A 17,596-nucleotide genomic window follows, 5' to 3' on the forward strand; every position below is an offset into this window, starting at 1 on the left:
CACGCATGCGTTGGTACAACAGCGGGCGGCGGCGGCGAGTTCACAACGATGAAACGCAGTTGTAAACCTTTTCAACGTAGGTCTACACCCGCCTCTGGCCCCGCGTCAACGGCTGCCCGAAGTCGGCATACTGGCTTGTGTGCTCGGATTGCGTCCTGCGGAGCTCGCCGTTTACGAGACGCTCGTGGACTCGTATCAACTGGGTGTGACGGAGCTCTGCGGTGCGACGGAACTGGCTGAACGGGCCGTTCGCACAGCGCTGAGGTCCTTGACCGATCTGGGTTTCGTCCACCAGGTCAACGGTCTGCACACGGCCGTGGCCCCGGACGTGGCGCTCGCGGCGTACTTCCTGCGCGCCGAGGACGAGCTGCGGCGGGACCGGTTGCTGGCCGGCGAACTGCAGGTGCGGTACGAGCGCGCGGCCGGTGTGCGCGCTCCCGCGGACCTCGTCGAGGTGGTGCACGGGGCCGACGCGATCTCGCAGCGCGTCGACCAGGTGATGCGCACGGCACGGCACGAGGTGCGGTTCGTGGACAAGCCGCCGTACGCGAAGGCTCCCAGCTCGTTGCACCCCGTCGAGGAGGAGCTGCTGCAGCGTGGTGTGCGGTTTCGGGGCATCTACGAGCGGCAGGCGCTGGAGCTGCACGACCTGCGCGCGGACCTGGAAATGGGGCTGTCGCTGGGGGAGGAGGCGCGGGTCGTCGCCGTCGCTCCCACGAAGATGATCCTCGCGGACGCCCACCTGGGGCTGATCCCGTTGCACAGCACCGAGACGGTGCTGGAGAGCGCGGTCATCGTGCACCGGTCGGCGTTGCTGGACTCGCTCGGCGCCCTGTTCGCGCGGTTGTGGGAGGACGCGGTGCCGCTGGCGTTGCCGGGGGAGCCGTCGTCGAACGAGATCTCGATCGCGGACGCGCGGCTGCTGGCTCTGCTGGCCACAGGGCTGCCGGATCGCAGCATCGCGAAACAGCTGGGGCTGAGCTACCGGACGTTCCAGCGGCGGCTGCACCGGCTGATGGACGAGCTGGGCGCGCAGACCCGTTTTCAGGCGGGTCTGCGCGCTGCGGCACGAGGTGCTGGTTCCCTGCTCCCTCCACCTCAGCCGCTGGAGTAGGTCCGGAACGCCTTCTGCATGGTCTGCGTGACCGTGTTTCCGGCTCCGTCCCTGGCTTCTGTGCGCAGCCACACGTACCCCGTGGGCTGGTCGATCGTGACCTGCCAGCGGTCACCGGCGGGCTGGACCGGCGCCTGCCGCCACGTCACGCCGTCCGTCGACCACTGCACCTTGACCGCGGTGATCGGCGCGCTGTTCGTCGCGTGCACGTGGTAGACGAACGGTTTGCCTTGTGGTGCCGAGTTGGTGAGGTCGAGCGGCAGGTCGTGCCGGAGCTGGATGAGCGGCTGGAACTGGCACGTCTGCTGTTGCTGGTGGCACGCGTAGCCGCGCGGTGGCGGGTTGAGCGACCGTTGCGACTTGAACGTCCACGTCGTCTCGGTGCGCGGGGCGAGGGTGAACAGGATCGGGTTGACCGCGCCCGCGACCGCTCCCGGTGCGTGGGTTTCCACCGTTTCGAGCCGGTAGGTGGCCGGGTTCGGATCCAGCTGGAAGGTCGGGTAGAACGCGAGCTGTTCGGCGTTCTGCGGGATCTCCTTCGTGCCCTGGAACAACCTCACCTTCGTCGTCGTGAAGAACTTGCTGTTCTGGTAGGGGTTTGTGTAGTGGCCGGGGTTGCCGTCCGTCCACTGCAGAGCCGGGACGAACGTGTCGCCGGCGCGGCAGTTCGAGCAGAGCTGCTTCCACGAGTCGGTTCCGGGGTAGCGCGCCGGGTGGTCGGACTGCAGGTCGATCGCCGTGCTGTGCATCGGGCCCGCGAACCAGCGTTCCAGTGCTGGTGCCTGGCCGGTGCGGAACACGTTCTCCTGGTACATCGCCATGGCCGCGCGAGCGCCCTTGGCGTCCGTGCCGCTCAACGTGACCGAGCGCTTCCAGACGATCCGGTCGTCGCCGGGGCCGATGTACTCGTTCCACGCGGCCGGCGGGGTGAACGTCATGCCGCGCATGGCTTGCGTCTGCCACAGGCCGGTCGGGAAGGGGTACCAGTTCTTCTGCACGGTCAGACCGGGCTTGTCGGCGTGGTACTCGGTCCTGCGCAGCACCAGCTTGGCCGGGTCGACCTTTTGTGTGTGATTGGCCGGGATGCCGTTGGCGTCGAGGTAGCTGAGGTTGAACACCGACTCCGGGCTCGCCTTGATGCTGAGCTTGATCGCCGTCTGCTTGGCCAGGAACTCGCCGTCGGCGTTGCTGATGCTCAGTGACGGCAGTGCGGTGCTGGAGAGTCCGGTGAGCGCCAGTGCGTTCGACTGGTCCACATAGGACAGGAGTGCCTTCTTGCCCTCCTGTGCTGCTGCCGTTGCGGCGGCGTTGGCCGCCTTGACCATGTTGGCGGGCGTGTCCGGCTTGATCTTGACGAGCTTGATGCCGTCGGTGATCTCGCCGGGCCACTTCGAGACGTCACCGTCGGCCTTGACGGTCTTGTTCCCCGCGGTGAGCGCGATGGTGGGGGTTTGCAGGGTGATGTTGTCCTGCAACGAGATCGCGCCCTGCTTGGCTGCCGCTGACGGCGTCGCGCGAATCTCCCACGGCGCGGTGCCGAGCATCGCGGTGATCTCGGTGATCAACGCCGGCTTGTCGCCCTCGGCGGGCAGCACACGGCGCATCGTGACGGTGCGGTCGCGCTGCTCGGCCGGGCCTGGTGGCACGACCTCGATCGGCACGGTCTTCTGTGCGTCGAGCGAGACGTCGTGTGCCTTGGCGACGGTCAGCTCCGGTGCGGCGAGGGCGGACCAGCGGCGGACTCCCGCGGTGTTCTCGGTCGCCCAGCTGACGGCGGAGTAGCGGCCGCTCGGCACGTTCGCGATGCCCTCGCCGTTCACGACGTCGAACACGTAGCTGGTGATGTCGTCGAACGGGTCGTTGACGTCGTCGCCGCCGTTGGAGTCGTCGATCAGCTGGCCGAACGCCGGGGCCGGCGCTTTGCCCGCGGTGTCGCGGACGTGGACGGACACCGGGAACGTCTGTGGGGCCTCGTACACGCTGACCGGGGTGCGGAGGGTGGTTCCGGAGCCGGTCGCGGTGATCGTGCCGCCGTAGACGCCTGCCGGGCCCGCTTCGGGGTCGAGGGTGAGGGTTGCGGAGGCCTTGGCCTTGGCCGGGATGGTGAGGCGGGCCGGGGTGACGGTGAAGGCGGTGGTGGGCTTGCCGTCCCAGCCCTTCATCGCGGCGGAGAGATCGAGGGTGGCCGCGGCTTCGGAATTGTTGGTGTAGGTGAGTTCGCGGGTGAGGATGCTCGCCGTGCCGGCCGCACCAGTTCCCCTTTCGTAGCGTCCAAAGCCCACCGAAGCCGTCGCTGTTGCCTTCTGCGTTACGGCGCGGGCCACGTCGAGCCGCCCCGCCCCTTGCTCGTACCAGGTCATTCCCACGTCGGCTGCACTCGTCACCAGTGCGTTCTTCAACGTCTGCGCGTTCCAGTCCGGGTGCTGCTGCAACAACAACGCAGCCGCTCCTGCCACGTGCGGCGTCGCCATCGAGGTGCCCGAAGCCGCGGTGTACAGGTCGGACACCGGTGCGCCCATCGACGTGTCGGCGGCCCGCGCGGCCACCACACCCACGCCCGGCGCGTTGATCTCGGGCTTCACCAGCGCGTCGCCGATGCGCGGACCGGTGCTGCTGAACGGTGCCAGCTTGTTCTGGCGGTCGACCGCGCCCACGGTCAGCGCCGAGGCGGCGGCGCCGGGGGAGGTGACCGAACGTCCGGCCGGACCGTTGTTGCCCGCTGCCACCACGAACAGCGCGCCGGTCTCCATGGTCAGGCGGTCCACCAGGGCGCTGAGCTCGTCGGAGCCGTCGGTGACGTCACCGCCCAGGCTGAGGTTGACGATCTTCGCGCCGGAGCGGGCGGCCCACTCGATGCCCGCCATCACCTGGGAGGTGTCGGCGTCGCCGGCGCCGTTGAACACCTTGGCGATCACCAGGTTCGCTGCCGGCGCAACGCCTTTGTACTTGCCGGACGAACCGGCGCCGGTGCCCGCGACGGTGGACGCGACGTGCGTGCCGTGGCCGTGCCGATCCGCCACGTCGGGTTCGTCGGAGAAGTTCTCGGACGCGGTGATCTTGCCGGCGACGTCGGGGTGGGCGGCGTCGATGCCGGTGTCGACGACGGCGACCGTGACGCCGGTGCCGTTGAGGCCCGAAGCCCACGCCGTCGGCGCGCCGATCTGTTTCGTGGTCTGGTCGAGCGCGATGTGGACGGGCCGGTCGTATGTGAGCCGCACACCGGACTTGACGCTCATGTCCAGACCGCGCCAGAAGTCCTGTGCCTTGGTCTTCTCCACGCGGATGCCGGAGGCGTTGAGCGTGCTGATCCTGGTGTGTGCGCTGGTGGAGAAACCGCCGGTCATCAGCACTGGAACCGTCGCGGTGCGGTCGTCGGACTGGCCGGTGCGGACCAGTTCGGTGACGTTGAAGAGCGTGCGCGAGACGGTGCCGGAGGTCAGTGCGCCCATCGCGTCGGACGGGTAGACGTGCAGACCGTCGGGCGTCGTCATGGTGTGGAAGACGGGTGGTTCGCCCTCGCGCGGGGCGGCGTGGATCTCCGCGATCTCGCGGCCGTCGGAACGTTTGGTGTAGTCGACGACATCGCCTGTGATCAGTGTGATCCGATGTGACGTCTCGGACGTCTGTGCTGCTGGTGGTGGTCCCGCTGCGGACGCCGGTGGTGCGACGAGCGTGGCCGCGGCGATGGCAAGTGCCAGAACGTGTCGGAACACGGCGCCCTCCCTGTGATCAGTTCACAGCAGGATGAGGGGCCGGAATTCCTTGCGGAACAGTGGAAAGCGGCGGTTAGTCGCCGTTGGCGACTTCGCGCCAGCACGCGGAAGTGCCCCAGGCCGCCGAGGGGCGGTGGCCTGGGGCACGTGGTGCACCCGCTGGTTGGACTGTGCGGATCTCTTAGAAGGTGCGTTCCTGCAGCGAGAAGTCACGCTGGTTGTTGTTGGTGTCGACGCTCAGGATGTTGCGCGTGTTCGAGCCGGCGAGCTGCGCGGTCTGCGTGGTTTCCGGAGCGGCGTTGGTGCCTTCCTTCGGGGTGATCGCGCTCGACGAGAACGCGACGCCGTCGATCTTGAATGCGGTCGGCGCGTTGCTGCCGAAGACCGCGACGCCACCGAACACCGGAATGCCTTCAACGCCCAGGAAGTTCACGGGCAGCACGTGCGGCGTGCTCGTCGTGCCGGAGAACTCGGCACCCGTCAGCACCAGCGTGGAACCGACGTTGTTCTTGGGCGCCAGCACGATCGGCTGGCCGAGCGTGTCCATCAGCGGGATGGTCTGGATGATCTGGTTCTGCTGGTTGTAGATCTTGAGCACCCAGCCGGTGAGGTCGAGCTGCTCGTCGGTCGTGTTGACGAGTTCGATCGCTTCGTCGAGCGGCCCGTTCGGGCCCATCGTCGAGACCTCGTTGATGAGCACAGCCGGCACGGCCATGACCTCGGGAGCGGAGGGCTCCTGGGCCGCGCTCGCGAGTCCCGCGAACGCGATCGTGCTCGCGAATGCGAGAGCCGCGGCTCCGCTCAGCAGTCGACGCATTGTCTTGGTCCCTTCGAGAAAGTGAATTCGGGAGTATTTCTCAGACGCGGCACGTCCGGTCGAGGGGAACGACCTGTCTTGCCGCTGGGACTGACTTTGCTCGCATTCGTTCGGACTCGAAAGGGGCCATTACGGATAGGTTAAAGATTGTTTTCGCCGGGAGAAGGAATGCGGCAGGTGAAGTCGGCCGAGTTCTGGTCCGTGTCCCGCGAGGCGCCGTCGCGGCCCAGCGAGGAATCGGAGCAGGGGGTGGCCGGAGCTGCTTCCCTGCAGGGTGAGGACGTGCTCAATCCCACGCTGTCGGTGTGCGCTCCGTACCGGTTCCTGGCGATTACTCCGCTTCCGTCCACGCTGTCCACTACGAGACCGTTGGGCACCGTTCCGCTGAACGCGCTGCCAACTATCACGAAGTATTCACCCGGAGGTAGGACGGTGTTGGGTGAGATGGTGGCGAGGATTCGCGCCGTACCGCCGGAGCAGGACTGGACCGTCCATCCTCCGATGTCTGCCGTGGTAGCGGCGGTGTTGCGCAACTCGACGAATCCGGCGGGGCCCAACTCGATCTCGTTCACTTTGACCGGGGAAACACCCGGCGTTCCGCCGAACACGCTACTGGCAAGTAACAACAGGGTTGCAAAGGGGTTAGCGAAGGGGGTCACGAGACGCAGTTTGGCCCCCTGTGCGCGGACGCACAGGGGGCCAAAGGTCCTTGCTGCCTGGGACTTGTGGGGAGGGTGGTGCCCGCGGCGGCCGCAGGGCACCACCCTCCGCGGGCGGGCAGACCCCTGCCGTCTGCCCGCGCTCCGCTAGTGCGGCTGGTCCTCGGTTCGTGTCCTGCGGGATTCCCGTTCGATCACCGCGGCCCGGTCGACCTCGGCATGCGGCACATCGAGCGCCGCGCTGATCCAGGCACGCCAGTAGGGGCCGGGAATGCGTTTACCGCGTTCCCATCTCGACACTTCTTCACGGGTGACGCTGTCGTTTTGTGAGATCTCGCACAACAGGTCCGCGAGTTCGCGCTGGGTGAGGCCCTGCTCTCGCCGCGCCTGTGGAATCAAGGCTGTAATCGGCGGGACGTCCTGGTGCTCGTGGGCTTCACGGACTGCCTTGAGCACGGTTCTGCTCCGTTTCGGTGAGATGGCGGGTGCGCCATCCACCATGCCGCAGAACCTCGAAGTTCGGTCCGTGCAATGCGGTGATACCGGCGGTCGTTGAAAGTTCGAGTACCGCCTGAATCATCCGATCGGATGTTTGGGTTAAACGCAACTGGGCCAATGGGGTGTGCGCACTCACATTCCCCCTCGATCGCTAGTGTAGGCAAGTCCGGGGTCGTTGCGGTAGCAATGACCGGGGTGAGAAGGTGGAGAAAATGCTCTCGACGGTCGAAGTGGTGCAGGTGTTCCTGGCGCGGCTCGCGGCACAGGACGCATCGGGCATCGCGCGGTTGTGCGCGCCGACCGTGGAATGGGAGGCCCCCGAACCCGGTGGCTCCCGCTGGGCTCCAGGCCCGCGCACCCGCCGCGAGGTCGAGTCCCAGTTCCTGACCCAGTTCGCCACGTTCGACCTGGAGCAGCTCTCGGTGCGCCAGGTGATCGTCGACGGAGGTGACGCGGCCGTGGTCGGCTCGGCGCGCTGGCGGGTGCTGGCCACCGGAGCACAGGCGGACGTGCGGTTCGCCGCCGTGCTCTCGGTGCACCTGGGGGAGATAGAGCAGTACTGGCAGCTGCCGGACACGCTGTCCGTCGCGTTGGCGACCGGTGCGGCGCGGACCGAGGCATGAGCGCCAAAAGAGAGAGATCGACACACACCAGGGCCAAGCTGCTGCGAGCGGCGGCCGAGGTTTTCGACCGCGACGGGTTCGCGGGATCCAGCCTCACCTCCGTGTGCGCCCGCGCCGACGTCTCGAAAGGCGCGCTGTACTGCCACTTCCGCTCGAAGGAAGCTCTGGGCGTCGCGATCATCGAGGAGCAGTCGTTGCTGTGGCACCGGTTGCGCGACGAGCAGCTCGCCCTCGGCCTGTCTCCGATGCAGGCGCTGATCGCGATGTCGTTCGAGTTCGCCCGCAGGCTCGACTCCGATCTCACCGTGCGGGTGAGCGCGAAGTTGTTGCGGGAGGCGGTGTTCTTCGACGTCGCGGCCGCCGCGCAGGTCGTCGGCTGGATCGCGGTCGTGCGGGAGTTGCTGGGGCTCGCGCAGCAACGCGGTGAGGTGAAGGCCGAGGTGAACCTGCGGCACGCGGCCGAGCAGATCGTCGCCGAGCTGCTCGGGCTGCAGTTCGTGGCGCAGGCGCTGAGCGGCGGCACGGATCTGCGGCAGCGGCTTTCGCGGGTGTGGCGTGCCTCCTCTGGCAGCCTGGTGACAACTTCCGTCTACGAGACGTTGCGATTCGAGTGACGGTCGTCTCGACCCAATCGAGACAGGAATGCCTGGTCAGGCCTCCGCTGTTGTGATCCACGTTCGGAAGATGTCTTTACGATCTTGGAGGAGCAGCGGTGGCGCACATCGTCGTGGTGGATCCGTACTCGGCCGGCAAGGGCATCGCGCCCGCGTTCGCCGAGCGTGATGTCGATGCGATCGCGGTGCTGACCACCCCTGAACCACCCGCGGGGCTCGCCAGGACGTGGATCCCGTCGAACTACCGCGAGGTGCACGTCCTGTCGGACCTCGACTCGTTGGCGGGGAAGCTCGCCGTGCACTCGCCGATCGCCGTGGTGCCGGGCACCGAGACCGGGGTGGAGGCCGCCGAGGCGTTGTCCGAGCTGATCGCGCCGGGACGGTCGAACGTGCTGTCGTTGTCGTCCGCCCGTCGGGACAAGTGGCAGATGGCCGTGGCACTGCGGTCGGCCGGTGTCCCTCACCTGCGCCAGATCAGCTCCGACAACGTCGACGAGGTGGCGGCCTGGCTGCGGCGCGAGGGGCTGGAGGGCTCGCCGATCGTGCTGAAGCCGCAGGAGAGCGGTGGCACGGACGACGTGTTCGTCGCGCAGCCCGGTGACGACTGGCGGGAGAAGTTCTCCCGCATCCACGGCAGCGTCAACAAGCTCGGCCTGCGCAACGACCGCGTTCTGGTGCAGGAGCTCGCTGTCGGCACCGAGTACGAGGTCGACACCTACTCGATCGACGGGCAGCACGGTCTGGCGGCGGTCTGGCGCTACGCCAAGGAGTGCCGGGGCGATCGGCTCGGCATCTACCTGTCGAACACGCTCGTGCCCGCCGACGATCCGGTGGTCGACGTGCTGTTCGAGTACGTGTGCCAGGTGCTGGACGCGACCGGGGTGCGCAACGGGCCGGCGCACGTCGAGGTGATGATCACTCCGGACGGCCCGCGGCTGATCGAGATCGGCGCCCGGCTGGCCGGTGCCGAGCAGCAGGAGCTGACCCTGATCGGCGCCCAGGAGAGCCAGATCACCCGAATGGTCCGCCACCGGGTGGATGAAGACCTTTCTGTCGCGCGGTACACCCAGCACCGGCACGTGAAGTCCGTCTACCTGTCGTCGCCCGCGGCCGGTGAGCTGGGCAACGCGGTGCGGTTCGACTCACTGGCGTCGTCGCTGCCGAGTTTCGTAAGGGCCTCTCTGCCGTATCGCGAGGGTTCGCAGGTGCCGCGCACGGTGGACCTGTGGACGTCGCTCGGTTACGTCGTGCTCGCCCACACCGATATCTCAGTGCTGGAACGCGACGAGGCGTTGGTGCGCGAGATCGAGGCCGGGCTGATCGTAGTTTGATCTTCAGGTCGGCCGGGTAGCCGGAATTCCACGCGACCCGTTAGGTTGCTGCGCGACGAGCGGAGGCCCATGAGCGCACCTTGGGACGGCGACCTGACCGGGGCGGTGATCGACGACCGGTACGTCGTCGGGTCGCTCCTCGGCTCCGGTGGCATGGCCGAGGTCTACCGCTGCTACGACCGCTCGACCACGTCCTCGGTGGCGATCAAGATCTTCTCCGGTCCCGGCCTGCCCGACGACGAGCTGCGGCTGCAGCGCGAGGCGTCGATGTTGCTGGAGCTGGACTGCCCCGGCGTGATCCCGGTGTACGACTCGGGGATGCTCTCGCGCCGGCCGTACTTCGTGATGCGCGAGATCACCGGCGGCACGCTGCGCCAACGCATGCGCGACCCGCTGCCGCCCCGGTTCGTGGCGCGCATCGGCGGGCAGATCGCGTCCGTGCTGCACCACGTGCACGGGCTCGGCGTGGTGCACCGGGACATCAAGCCGTCGAACATCCTGCTGGACGACGAGGAGAAGCAGGCCTACCTGGCGGACTTCGGGCTGGCGCTGGTGGCCGAGGTGACGCGGGTGACCACGTCCGGCGTGCTCGTCGGCACGGCCGGGTACCTGTCGCCGGAGCAGGTGCGCGGCTCGACGGTAGGCCCGCCGTCGGACGTCTACGCGTTGGGCCTGGTGCTGCTGGAGTGCCTGACCGGACGGGCCGAATATCCCGGTGGCGACGCCGAGGCCGCGTTGGCCCGGCTGGCGCGGACTCCCCGGATTCCGATCGATCTGCCGTTGGCCTGGGTGTCGTTGCTGTCGGCGATGACGGAGATGGATCCTCGCCGTCGTCCGACCGCGGAGATGTGCGCGCGGTCGTTGTCGGCCGCGCACGAGGTGAGCCGCGGGCTGCCGGCCCTGCTGCCGGACGCGGCGGTGTCGGCAGACCCGCTGGAGATGCCGTCACAGGCGCCCAGGCGGGGCAAGCGCTTGGCGATCGGCGGGGCAGCGGTCGCGGCTGTCGCGGCGGTGGCCGTGGCGGTGGTCAACTTCGGCGGAGGCGGCAGTGAGGCACCCGCCGCCGACGAGAAGCCGCTGCCGGGGCCTTCGACGCACGTGGTGACGGTGGGGGCGTCGACGATCACGGTGACGCAGACGCCGGGTGCTCCTGGCGTGCCTGGTGCGCCGCAGCCGGGCAATCCGAGCACCGGGAGCGCGTCGAGCAACCCGGACCAGCACGGGCCGGGGCAGCCGGGGTCGAGCACGGTGTCGACCACGCAGGAGCCGACGACCACGACGCCCAAGTCGACCAAGGACCGGGATCCGGGCAAGCCGACCAAGAAGTCGGACGGGCCTCGGCCCTAAGCGCGCTCACCACACACACGGGTCGGGCCGGGTACCCCCATTTTCGATTCTAGTGAGCGGGTCTGACAGCCCTCAGGCGTTCGGGGCCCGCACCTCGGCGAACGGCAGGTCCGACAGCTCTGCGCGCAGCGTGTCCAGGTCCGCGTACACCGCCGAAGCGCCGCGGTCCACCAGCTCGTCCTCCCCGAACCCGCCCGTCAGCAGCCCGATGGACGGCAGCCCCGCCCGTTCCGCCGCCTCGCAGTCCCACACCGAGTCGCCGATCACGACAGCGCGCGAGCTGTGCACCGAGCGCAGCGCCACCTCGATCAGGTCCGGCGCGGGCTTCGAGTCGTCCACGTCGTCGGAGGACGTCCAGGCGATGTCACCGGGGTCGAGCAGCTTCAGGTAGTGCTCGACGTGCTTGCGCTTGCCCGACGACGCCAGCACCACGGCCAGACCGAGGTCCGTGGCGGCGCGGATCAGGCGGTGGGCGCCTTCGAGGGGCTGGATCTCGGCCAGCATCCCGTCGAAGTGCCGTTCCCACGCGGCGCGCACCTCGGAGCCGTGGTCGCGTTCCACCTGGTCGCCCGCGACGGCGGCCACGAGCTTGTCGCCGCCCATGCCGATCGCGCGGTGCACCTTCCAGCCCGGCACGGTGACGTCGACGTCGCGGAAGGCCCGCAGCCACGCCACCGTGTGGTGGTAGTTGGTGTCGACCAGCGTGCCGTCCACGTCGAGAACCACGGCGTTGCTCATGGCGGGAGGTTTGCCCGGCCTTCTACCTCGGCAAACCCACCAGCTCGCGGGCGTCCTGAAGGGACGACACCTCGCGTCGCAGCACACCGTCGAGCCACTGCGCGTCGGACATCCACGACTGGTTCGTGTTGAGGCAGACGTGCACCGAGGAGCGGTACACGGACAGAGCGACACCAACGGCGTGTCCGGGGGCCACTGGCGCGACGGGGTACAGCTCGCACAGTGCGGCGCCGTCCAGCGACAACGGCACCGAAGGCAGCGGCACCGACGTGACCAGCGTGTCGAACAGCAGCGGGGCGCAGCGGGCGGCGACGGGAGCGGCCAAGCGGTGCACGAGGGGCGGCACCTTGTCCGCGAGCAGCGGCAGCGCGCCGGCGCCGCGGTCGGGGCCCTGGGCCTTCGCCGACTCCATCTGCTCCTGGACGTTCTGCAGCCGCTCGAGCGGGTCCGCGATGCCGACCGGCAACGACAGCAGGAAGCCGGAGATGGAGTTGCCGGACGACGCGTCGCCGGAGCGTGAGCGCTGGTTAACCGGGATCAGCGCACGCACGACCGAGTCGGCCGAGGCGCTGTTGTGCGCGGAAAGCCAGTGCCGCAACGCACCCGTGACCAGCGCGAGCAACACGTCGTTCACCGTGCCGCCGTGCGCGCGGCGAATTCGGTGCACGTCCGCGAGATCCAGGCGCGACATCACCACGCGGCGTGGCCGGGTCGACGCGGTGAGCACCGGCGAGTTCAACGTCGGCGGCCGGGTGTTCATCAGCACCGACGAGGCGATGTCGATCGTGTCCTTGATCCCGCGCAACGACGGGAGAGACGGGATGATCGACTTCTCGATGATCGGCGCTGGAGTGTCCGGAATGGACAGCCGCGACGGGTCGAACAGCTGAATTCCCAGGCCAACGGCCTTCATGCCGTCGCACAACGAGTGGTGCAGCTTCGCGACGACCGCGAACCGCCCGCCCGCGAGTCCGGTGACGACGTGCAGCTCCCACGGCGGCCGCGCGAGGTCCAGCGGCTGCGCCATGAGGTGGGACACCAAGGTCGCGAACCGTTCCCGGCCGCGCACGTGGTGCGTGAAGACGTGATCCTCCGGCGCGAAGCCGGGATCCTCCACCCAGCGCGCCCCGCCCAGCAACGACGTTCGTGCACGTTGACGCAAACGCGGGATCTCCAGAGCGCGTTCGCAGAGCACGGCGGCGATGCGGGCCGGATGCACCGGAGTGGACGGTGCGAAGGTCGCGACCGCGCCGAGGTGCAACGGGTTCGCGTTGCCCTCCATGGCGAGGAAGGCGATGTCGAGGGGGGAGAGGTGGTCTGTCATAGGCATGCCAGGAAAACAGGTCCGCGTGTCGAGCGCATTGCGATGAGATGGCGGTGACTCTCTACCGCCCCAGATACACTCGAACGGTGGTACCGGTGTGACTCGTGTGGGTGCGAACCAGGTCACACAACAGGTTCACCATCACGATCCCGAAGCCCGACAGACCGGTGAACGAGGGCGGGAAACCCGTGCCCGAGTCGCTCACCTCACACACGACGGTGTCGCCCTCGCGCCACAACCGCAGCACGCCGCGGCCGGACGCGTGCAGGATGCTGTTCGTCGCGAGCTCGTTCACGGCGAGCACCAGATCCTCGACCTGCTCGCGGCGAAGCCAGTCCGCGTACGCCGTCACGAGCCTGCGCATGTGCGCCAGAGTGCCGACGGAGAAGATGTGCTCCTCGGCGGACGGCGGTGGCGGGGGCAACGGCACGTTGTAGATGTCGGCCAGCCCGGCCGGATCGGTGTACCACTCGCTCGCGATCCGCTTGCTCCCGTCGATCACCACCGGGTGCGTGCGCCGCGCGTCCTCCAGCACGTGCTCAGGCAGCGACGATGCGTCGTAGGGGCACAGCAGAGTGCCGCTGCGCCCCTCGAACGCCGTGTTGATCAACGCCTCGTGCTGCACGCACGCCGGGTACTCGAGCTCGCTGCGGCCTGGCCACACCGGTTCGCCGACCATGCGCACCCGTTCCTGAGGCGCGCTCGCGCTGAACGCCATCAGCACGCCCGGGATGATCCGGCCGGGGTTGCGGCCGGCCTCGGTCATGTCGATGAAGTGCACCTGGTCGGCCTTGCCGCCCAGCTCGTCGCGCAACAGCGTGATGCTCGCCTCGGGTACCGCCACCAGCACGGGCTCGCCTCTGCTCACGCCGTCCGCGACGAATCTGGCCGTGCCGGTGAGGAAGTCGTCCTCGTCCCGGTAGAACAAGGCCTCGTGTGCGAACGGAGCAACGGAGTTCATCGGCTTCCCGGTAGGTCGGCGGCGTGAGGCAAGCCTTCATTCTGCTACTCGTAACGGTGTTACGGCGGGGGCCAGGCCGGTGGTTTGTCGAGGAACACGAAGCGGTCAAAAGGTGAACGTGAAGTCCGCGGGACCCCCGTTCAGGCTGTTGCGCATCTGCCATTCGCGTTTGCCGTCGACGATTCGCACGATGCCGATGGTGTCGATGCCGTCGCCGTTCCAGTCGCCGGTGAGCTGACAGTCGGTCCTGCCGTTGCCGAACGTGAAGTTCTTCGTGGCGTTGCCCGCGCTCGCGCTGTCGCGGAGTTTCCACTCCAGCCCGGTCGCGCGGTGCGTGGAACCGATGCCGTCCCCGTTCTTCCCGTCCCAGTCGCCGGTCTGCGGCCCGTCGCCCTTCGCGCCGTGGTTGAAGATCGTGAACGGCGACCCGGCGTCGGGTGTCTGGCGCAGCTGCCACTGGAGGTTGTTGCCGGAGTTGCGGACGACCGCGATGCCGGTCGGGCCCTTGCCGTCCCAGTCGCCGGTGAGCGGGATGTCGGTCGCGCTGGTGCCGAACGAGAAGTCGGCGTCGGGGCTGCCCAGCTCGAGCTTGTTCTTGAGCTGCCAGCGCAGGTTCTTGTCCTTGTTGAGGACGACACCGGCGCCGTCACCGGGTTTGCCGTCCCAGTCGCCGGTGACGGGCATGGCGCCCTTGGGCCCGAACGAGAACTGGACGTCGACCGCGCCGGAGCCGGGATCGTTGCGCAGGAACCACTCCAGCCCCGCGTCGGACTCCTGCACGATGCCGGGCCCGTCGACGCCGTCACCGTTCCAGTCGCCGCTGATCATCCACTGGTTGCCGAACCTGCACAGGCTGCTTTGCACGTCGACGTCCGCGGGTGTGGGTGCGATGAGGATCATTGCCAGGATCAAGGTCTTCATGGCTCTCATCCGACCGCGTCTCAAACGTCTTGTTTCGGACGCTGGACGTAGGTGACGGGCCGTCACGCGTCCGGCCGAAGCCGTTCGGTGCCGTCTCAAGTGGATTCAGGGTGCGGCCTGGGGAAACACCCATCAGACTCGCACAGTTGGGAGGAGGCGACCGGTGATCCCGCATCACACGCTGACCGGCCCGGCCGACGCGCCGGTGCTGGTGCTGGGCAACGCTCTCGGCACGACCACCGAGCTGTGGCGCGACTTCCCGCTGCCGTTCCGCCTGCTCAGCTTCGACCACCGCGGGCACGGGCTGTCGGCTCCGGTCGAGGGTGCGTGCTCTCTTGAAGCACTCGCGGGCGACGTGGTGGAGCTGTTGGACCACTTGGGACTGCGCCAGGTGTACTACTGCGGTGTGTCGCTCGGTGGCATGGTCGGCATGTGGCTCGCCGCGCACACCGACCGGATCTCGCGGCTGGCGTTGGTGTGCACGGCCGCCTGGTATCCCGACAAGTCCATGTGGGACGAGCGGATCTCGCTGATCCGGGAGCTCGGCATGGAACCGGCGGCGGACGCGATCGTGTCGCGGTGGTTCACGCCGTCGTTCTCGCCGGCCGTGGTCTCGCACTTCCGGTCGGAGCTGCTGAAGGTCGACGTGCCCTCGTACCTCGCGTGTGCCGAGGCGATCCGGGGGATGGACCTGCGCGAGGACCTGGGCAAGATCGACGTGCCCACCGTGGTGATCGCGGCGGCGCAGGACCACGCCACGCCTCCGGACGTCGTGCGGCACATCGCGGACGAGCTGAGGGACTCGGATCTCTACATCGTCGGCGACGCGGCGCATCTCGCCGTCGTCGAGGCACCGAGAACGATCTCGGTGATCCTCGACGGGCACTTCGGGGCGGACTAGACCTTCTCGAGCGGCTTGTGGGGGAGCGGCGGCAGCTCCACGCGGATCTCGTCGCCAGGACTCACCACACCGCCGACGAGCACGACCGACATGATTCCCGCGCGCCGGATCAGCTCACCGTCGGGTCCCTTGCCCACGACCTCCTTGAGCAGCCCCTTCGAGAACGCCTCGATCTGCACGCAGGGATTCCGGAGCCCGGTCACCTCGACGACGGCCTGAGGTCCCAAGTGGAGCAACGTCCCGGTGGGCAGGCCGAGCAGGTCGACGCCGCGCGTGGTGACGTTCTCGCCGATCTCGCCCGGCGCGACCGCGAACCCCTTCTCGCCGAGCTCGTCGAACAGCTCCGCGTGCATCAGGTGCACCTGACGCAGGTTCGGCTGCGTCGGGTCCTGAGCCACCCGCGAGCGGTGCTTCACGGTGACGCCCTGGTGGACGTCACCCTCCACGCCGAGACCCGCGAGCAGCGTGATGCTCGAGCGGACCGGTTTGGTGAACGTGTACTCCTCGTCGCGGCTGACCGCTGTCACTACCCCCATGCCTGCGATTGTGCATGATCAGCGGGGCTTCGAGGGCTTCTCTCGGGCGGCTCGTTCGATGGCACGGCGGACCTCGTCCCAGGTCAGGTCGCGGCCGGTGGTGTCGTCCTGTTGCGCCATTCGGTCCTCCGTCCGAACAAAGGTGACGGCGACACGGCGCTGATCAAGGCGAGGTTCGACGTCTCAATTCGGTTCACCCGATCAGCGCGACCTGCGGGAATGACGGCAGCCGTGGAAACGCTCCCACGAACTTCCGGCAAGAGTCTTGACTAATGCTCACGTCAGGCTGTTGACTCCGTCACACCTCGTCGGAACCGGTACCGAAACCGGTTTCAGAGGCGGCGGAAAGGAAGTTCGGCATGCGTGTCACGATCGCGGAGGTCGCCCAACGCGCCCAGGTGTCCAAAGCGACCGTGTCACGTGTGCTGAACGGTAAGCCGGACGTCGACGCGTCGACCGCACAGCGCGTTCGCAAGGTCATCGACGAGATCGGGTACGTGCCCAGCGCGCGTGCCGTCGGCCTGGCGCGGGGGCGGACCCGCACGGTCGGCATGCTCGCGCCGTCGCTGACGTGGCCGTGGATGGGCGAGGTCCTGCAGGGCATCGTCGACACGCTCGAGGCCGACGGGTACGGGCTGCTGCTCTACACGATCAACCGCGGGCCCGAGTCGCTGAACCAGTTCGCGAACCACGTGTCCGCCAACGCTTTCGACGGTCTGCTCGTGGTCGAGCCGCCGGACACCCTGCACTACATCTCCACGCTCTACCGGGCGGGACTGCCGGTCGTCATGATCGACGATCGCGGCTCGCACCCGGAGTTCCCTTCGGTGACGACGACGAACCGGCAGGGAGGCGCGGATGTCGCGAGGCATCTCGTCGCGGCCGGTCGCCGCAGGTTCGCCGTCGTCACCGGACCACCGCACTTCGGGTGCACTCAGGCGAGGCTGGACGGGTTCCGGCTCGCTTTGGCGGAAGCGGGCCTGACGCTGCACCCGGACCTCATCGTCGACGGCGACTTCACCACTGAAGGCGGAGAAGTCGCCGTCGACAAGCTCCTCGCGAGCGGAATCCCGTTCGACGCCGTGTTCGCGCACAACGACCTCTCGGCGGTCGGCGTGCTGCGGAGGCTGCGCGAGGCAGGCCGGTCCGTCCCCGAGGACGTGGCCGTGGTCGGCTTCGACGACGTCCCGGTCGCGGGACACACCGAACCCCGGCTGACGACGATCCGCCAGCCGTTGCAGGAGATGGGCGCCGCCGCCGCGCGGATGTTGCTCTCCACGCTCGAGGGACAGCCGATGCCCGACCACCCGCTGGTGCTGCCGACCTCGTTGATCGTGCGCGAATCCGCGCCCTGACCCACCACAACTGAACGAACACGCCAGACGAGCCAAGGGCCTGCTTCACAGGTCCAGTCCGCGATAGCCGGGCCTGAGGCGGCCCCTGGTGGCGCGGGCAGACGACCCGCATACAACACCGGTATGCGGCACGTCTGCCCGCGC

Annotated in this window: 16 protein-coding genes; 7 read left to right on the forward strand and 9 right to left on the reverse strand. The window is 68.3% G+C overall.

Going from position 1 to position 17,596, the window contains the following annotated elements; all coding sequences use genetic code 11:
- Positions 1-139: 139 nt before the first annotated feature.
- Positions 140-1,114: a helix-turn-helix domain-containing protein gene (locus AB0M24_RS45530; protein WP_363781043.1), complete on the forward strand. Its 975-nt coding sequence runs from the start codon at positions 140-142 to the stop codon at positions 1,112-1,114.
- Here the strand turns inward: AB0M24_RS45530 and AB0M24_RS45535 are convergent.
- The 4 genes from AB0M24_RS45535 to AB0M24_RS45550 form a co-directional block, all read right to left on the reverse strand.
- The gene (locus AB0M24_RS45535; RefSeq protein WP_363781045.1) at positions 1,099-4,827 is read right to left on the reverse strand and encodes a S8 family peptidase; all 3,729 of its coding nucleotides are present in this window, start codon (positions 4,825-4,827) and stop codon (positions 1,099-1,101) included. The two genes, AB0M24_RS45530 and AB0M24_RS45535, sit on opposite strands and share 16 nt — an antisense overlap.
- Before the next feature lie 181 nt (positions 4,828-5,008).
- A complete protein-coding gene (locus AB0M24_RS45540) occupies positions 5,009-5,644 on the reverse strand; it encodes a lamin tail domain-containing protein (RefSeq protein WP_363781047.1) in 636 nt (211 codons plus the stop codon).
- A gap of 140 nt (positions 5,645-5,784) precedes the next feature.
- Positions 5,785-6,303, reverse strand: a complete 519-nt coding sequence (locus AB0M24_RS45545) for a lamin tail domain-containing protein (protein WP_363781049.1) — start codon at positions 6,301-6,303, stop codon at positions 5,785-5,787.
- Between the two features lie 147 nt (positions 6,304-6,450).
- On the reverse strand, positions 6,451-6,759 hold the full coding sequence (locus tag AB0M24_RS45550; RefSeq protein ID WP_363781051.1) for a helix-turn-helix transcriptional regulator: 309 nt from the start codon (positions 6,757-6,759) through the stop codon (positions 6,451-6,453).
- 254 nt (positions 6,760-7,013) lie between these two features.
- Between AB0M24_RS45550 and AB0M24_RS45555 the strand changes: the two genes are divergently transcribed.
- From AB0M24_RS45555 to AB0M24_RS45570, 4 genes are all read left to right on the forward strand, one after another.
- Entirely contained in the window at positions 7,014-7,424 is a 411-nt protein-coding gene (locus tag AB0M24_RS45555) for a nuclear transport factor 2 family protein (protein ID WP_363781053.1), read from the forward strand.
- Entirely contained in the window at positions 7,421-8,038 is a 618-nt protein-coding gene (locus tag AB0M24_RS45560) for a ScbR family autoregulator-binding transcription factor (protein WP_363781055.1), read from the forward strand. Before AB0M24_RS45555 ends, AB0M24_RS45560 begins: the two co-directional genes overlap by 4 nt.
- Positions 8,039-8,136: 98 nt before the next feature.
- Positions 8,137-9,369 carry an ATP-grasp domain-containing protein gene (locus tag AB0M24_RS45565; protein ID WP_363781057.1) on the forward strand — a complete coding sequence of 411 codons (1,233 nt, stop codon included), beginning with the start codon at positions 8,137-8,139 and terminating at the stop codon, positions 9,367-9,369.
- A 69-nt stretch (positions 9,370-9,438) separates the two neighbouring features.
- Entirely contained in the window at positions 9,439-10,716 is a 1,278-nt protein-coding gene (locus AB0M24_RS45570; RefSeq protein WP_363781059.1) for a serine/threonine-protein kinase, read from the forward strand.
- Between the two features lie 72 nt (positions 10,717-10,788).
- Here AB0M24_RS45570 and AB0M24_RS45575 read toward each other — a convergent pair whose 3' ends face one another.
- The 4 genes from AB0M24_RS45575 to AB0M24_RS45590 form a co-directional block, all read right to left on the reverse strand.
- On the reverse strand, positions 10,789-11,454 hold the full coding sequence (locus tag AB0M24_RS45575; protein WP_363781061.1) for an HAD family hydrolase: 666 nt from the start codon (positions 11,452-11,454) through the stop codon (positions 10,789-10,791).
- 22 nt (positions 11,455-11,476) lie between these two features.
- Positions 11,477-12,784: a wax ester/triacylglycerol synthase family O-acyltransferase gene (locus AB0M24_RS45580; protein WP_363781063.1), complete on the reverse strand. Its 1,308-nt coding sequence runs from the start codon at positions 12,782-12,784 to the stop codon at positions 11,477-11,479.
- 55 nt (positions 12,785-12,839) lie between these two features.
- Positions 12,840-13,739: an anti-sigma factor RsbA family regulatory protein gene (locus AB0M24_RS45585; RefSeq protein ID WP_363781065.1), complete on the reverse strand. Its 900-nt coding sequence runs from the start codon at positions 13,737-13,739 to the stop codon at positions 12,840-12,842.
- Positions 13,740-13,844: 105 nt separating this feature from the next.
- Positions 13,845-14,660, reverse strand: a complete 816-nt coding sequence (locus AB0M24_RS45590; RefSeq protein WP_363781067.1) for a hypothetical protein — start codon at positions 14,658-14,660, stop codon at positions 13,845-13,847.
- 163 nt (positions 14,661-14,823) lie between these two features.
- Here AB0M24_RS45590 and AB0M24_RS45595 point away from each other — a divergent pair, with 163 nt between their 5' ends.
- Positions 14,824-15,561 (forward strand): alpha/beta fold hydrolase, encoded by a 738-nt coding sequence (locus tag AB0M24_RS45595; protein ID WP_363781069.1) that lies wholly within the window; start codon positions 14,824-14,826, stop codon positions 15,559-15,561.
- On the opposite strand, the gene AB0M24_RS45600 is transcribed toward AB0M24_RS45595, so the two are convergent.
- Positions 15,558-16,097: an MOSC domain-containing protein gene (locus AB0M24_RS45600; protein WP_363781071.1), complete on the reverse strand. Its 540-nt coding sequence runs from the start codon at positions 16,095-16,097 to the stop codon at positions 15,558-15,560. The two genes, AB0M24_RS45595 and AB0M24_RS45600, sit on opposite strands and share 4 nt — an antisense overlap.
- A gap of 359 nt (positions 16,098-16,456) precedes the next feature.
- On the opposite strand from AB0M24_RS45600, the gene AB0M24_RS45605 reads away from it, so the two are divergent.
- Positions 16,457-17,452 carry a LacI family DNA-binding transcriptional regulator gene (locus AB0M24_RS45605; RefSeq protein WP_363781073.1) on the forward strand — a complete coding sequence of 332 codons (996 nt, stop codon included), beginning with the start codon at positions 16,457-16,459 and terminating at the stop codon, positions 17,450-17,452.
- Positions 17,453-17,596 lie beyond the last annotated feature (144 nt).

Source organism: Lentzea sp. NPDC051838 (assembly GCF_040681245.1).
In the GTDB taxonomy this organism is placed as follows: domain Bacteria; phylum Actinomycetota; class Actinomycetes; order Mycobacteriales; family Pseudonocardiaceae; genus Lentzea.

Coding starts and splice junctions, on each gene's coding strand:
- AB0M24_RS45540 (WP_363781047.1), bottom strand. CDS start 5,644: ATGCGTCGACTGCTGAGCGGAGCCGCGGCTCTCGCATTCGCGAGCACG.
- AB0M24_RS45555 (WP_363781053.1), top strand. CDS start 7,014: ATGCTCTCGACGGTCGAAGTGGTGCAGGTGTTCCTGGCGCGGCTCGCG.
- AB0M24_RS45560 (WP_363781055.1), top strand. CDS start 7,421: ATGAGCGCCAAAAGAGAGAGATCGACACACACCAGGGCCAAGCTGCTG.
- AB0M24_RS45570 (WP_363781059.1), top strand. CDS start 9,439: ATGAGCGCACCTTGGGACGGCGACCTGACCGGGGCGGTGATCGACGAC.
- AB0M24_RS45575 (WP_363781061.1), bottom strand. CDS start 11,454: ATGAGCAACGCCGTGGTTCTCGACGTGGACGGCACGCTGGTCGACACC.
- AB0M24_RS45580 (WP_363781063.1), bottom strand. CDS start 12,784: ATGCCTATGACAGACCACCTCTCCCCCCTCGACATCGCCTTCCTCGCC.
- AB0M24_RS45585 (WP_363781065.1), bottom strand. CDS start 13,739: ATGAACTCCGTTGCTCCGTTCGCACACGAGGCCTTGTTCTACCGGGAC.
- AB0M24_RS45590 (WP_363781067.1), bottom strand. CDS start 14,660: ATGAAGACCTTGATCCTGGCAATGATCCTCATCGCACCCACACCCGCG.
- AB0M24_RS45600 (WP_363781071.1), bottom strand. CDS start 16,097: ATGGGGGTAGTGACAGCGGTCAGCCGCGACGAGGAGTACACGTTCACC.
- AB0M24_RS45605 (WP_363781073.1), top strand. CDS start 16,457: ATGCGTGTCACGATCGCGGAGGTCGCCCAACGCGCCCAGGTGTCCAAA.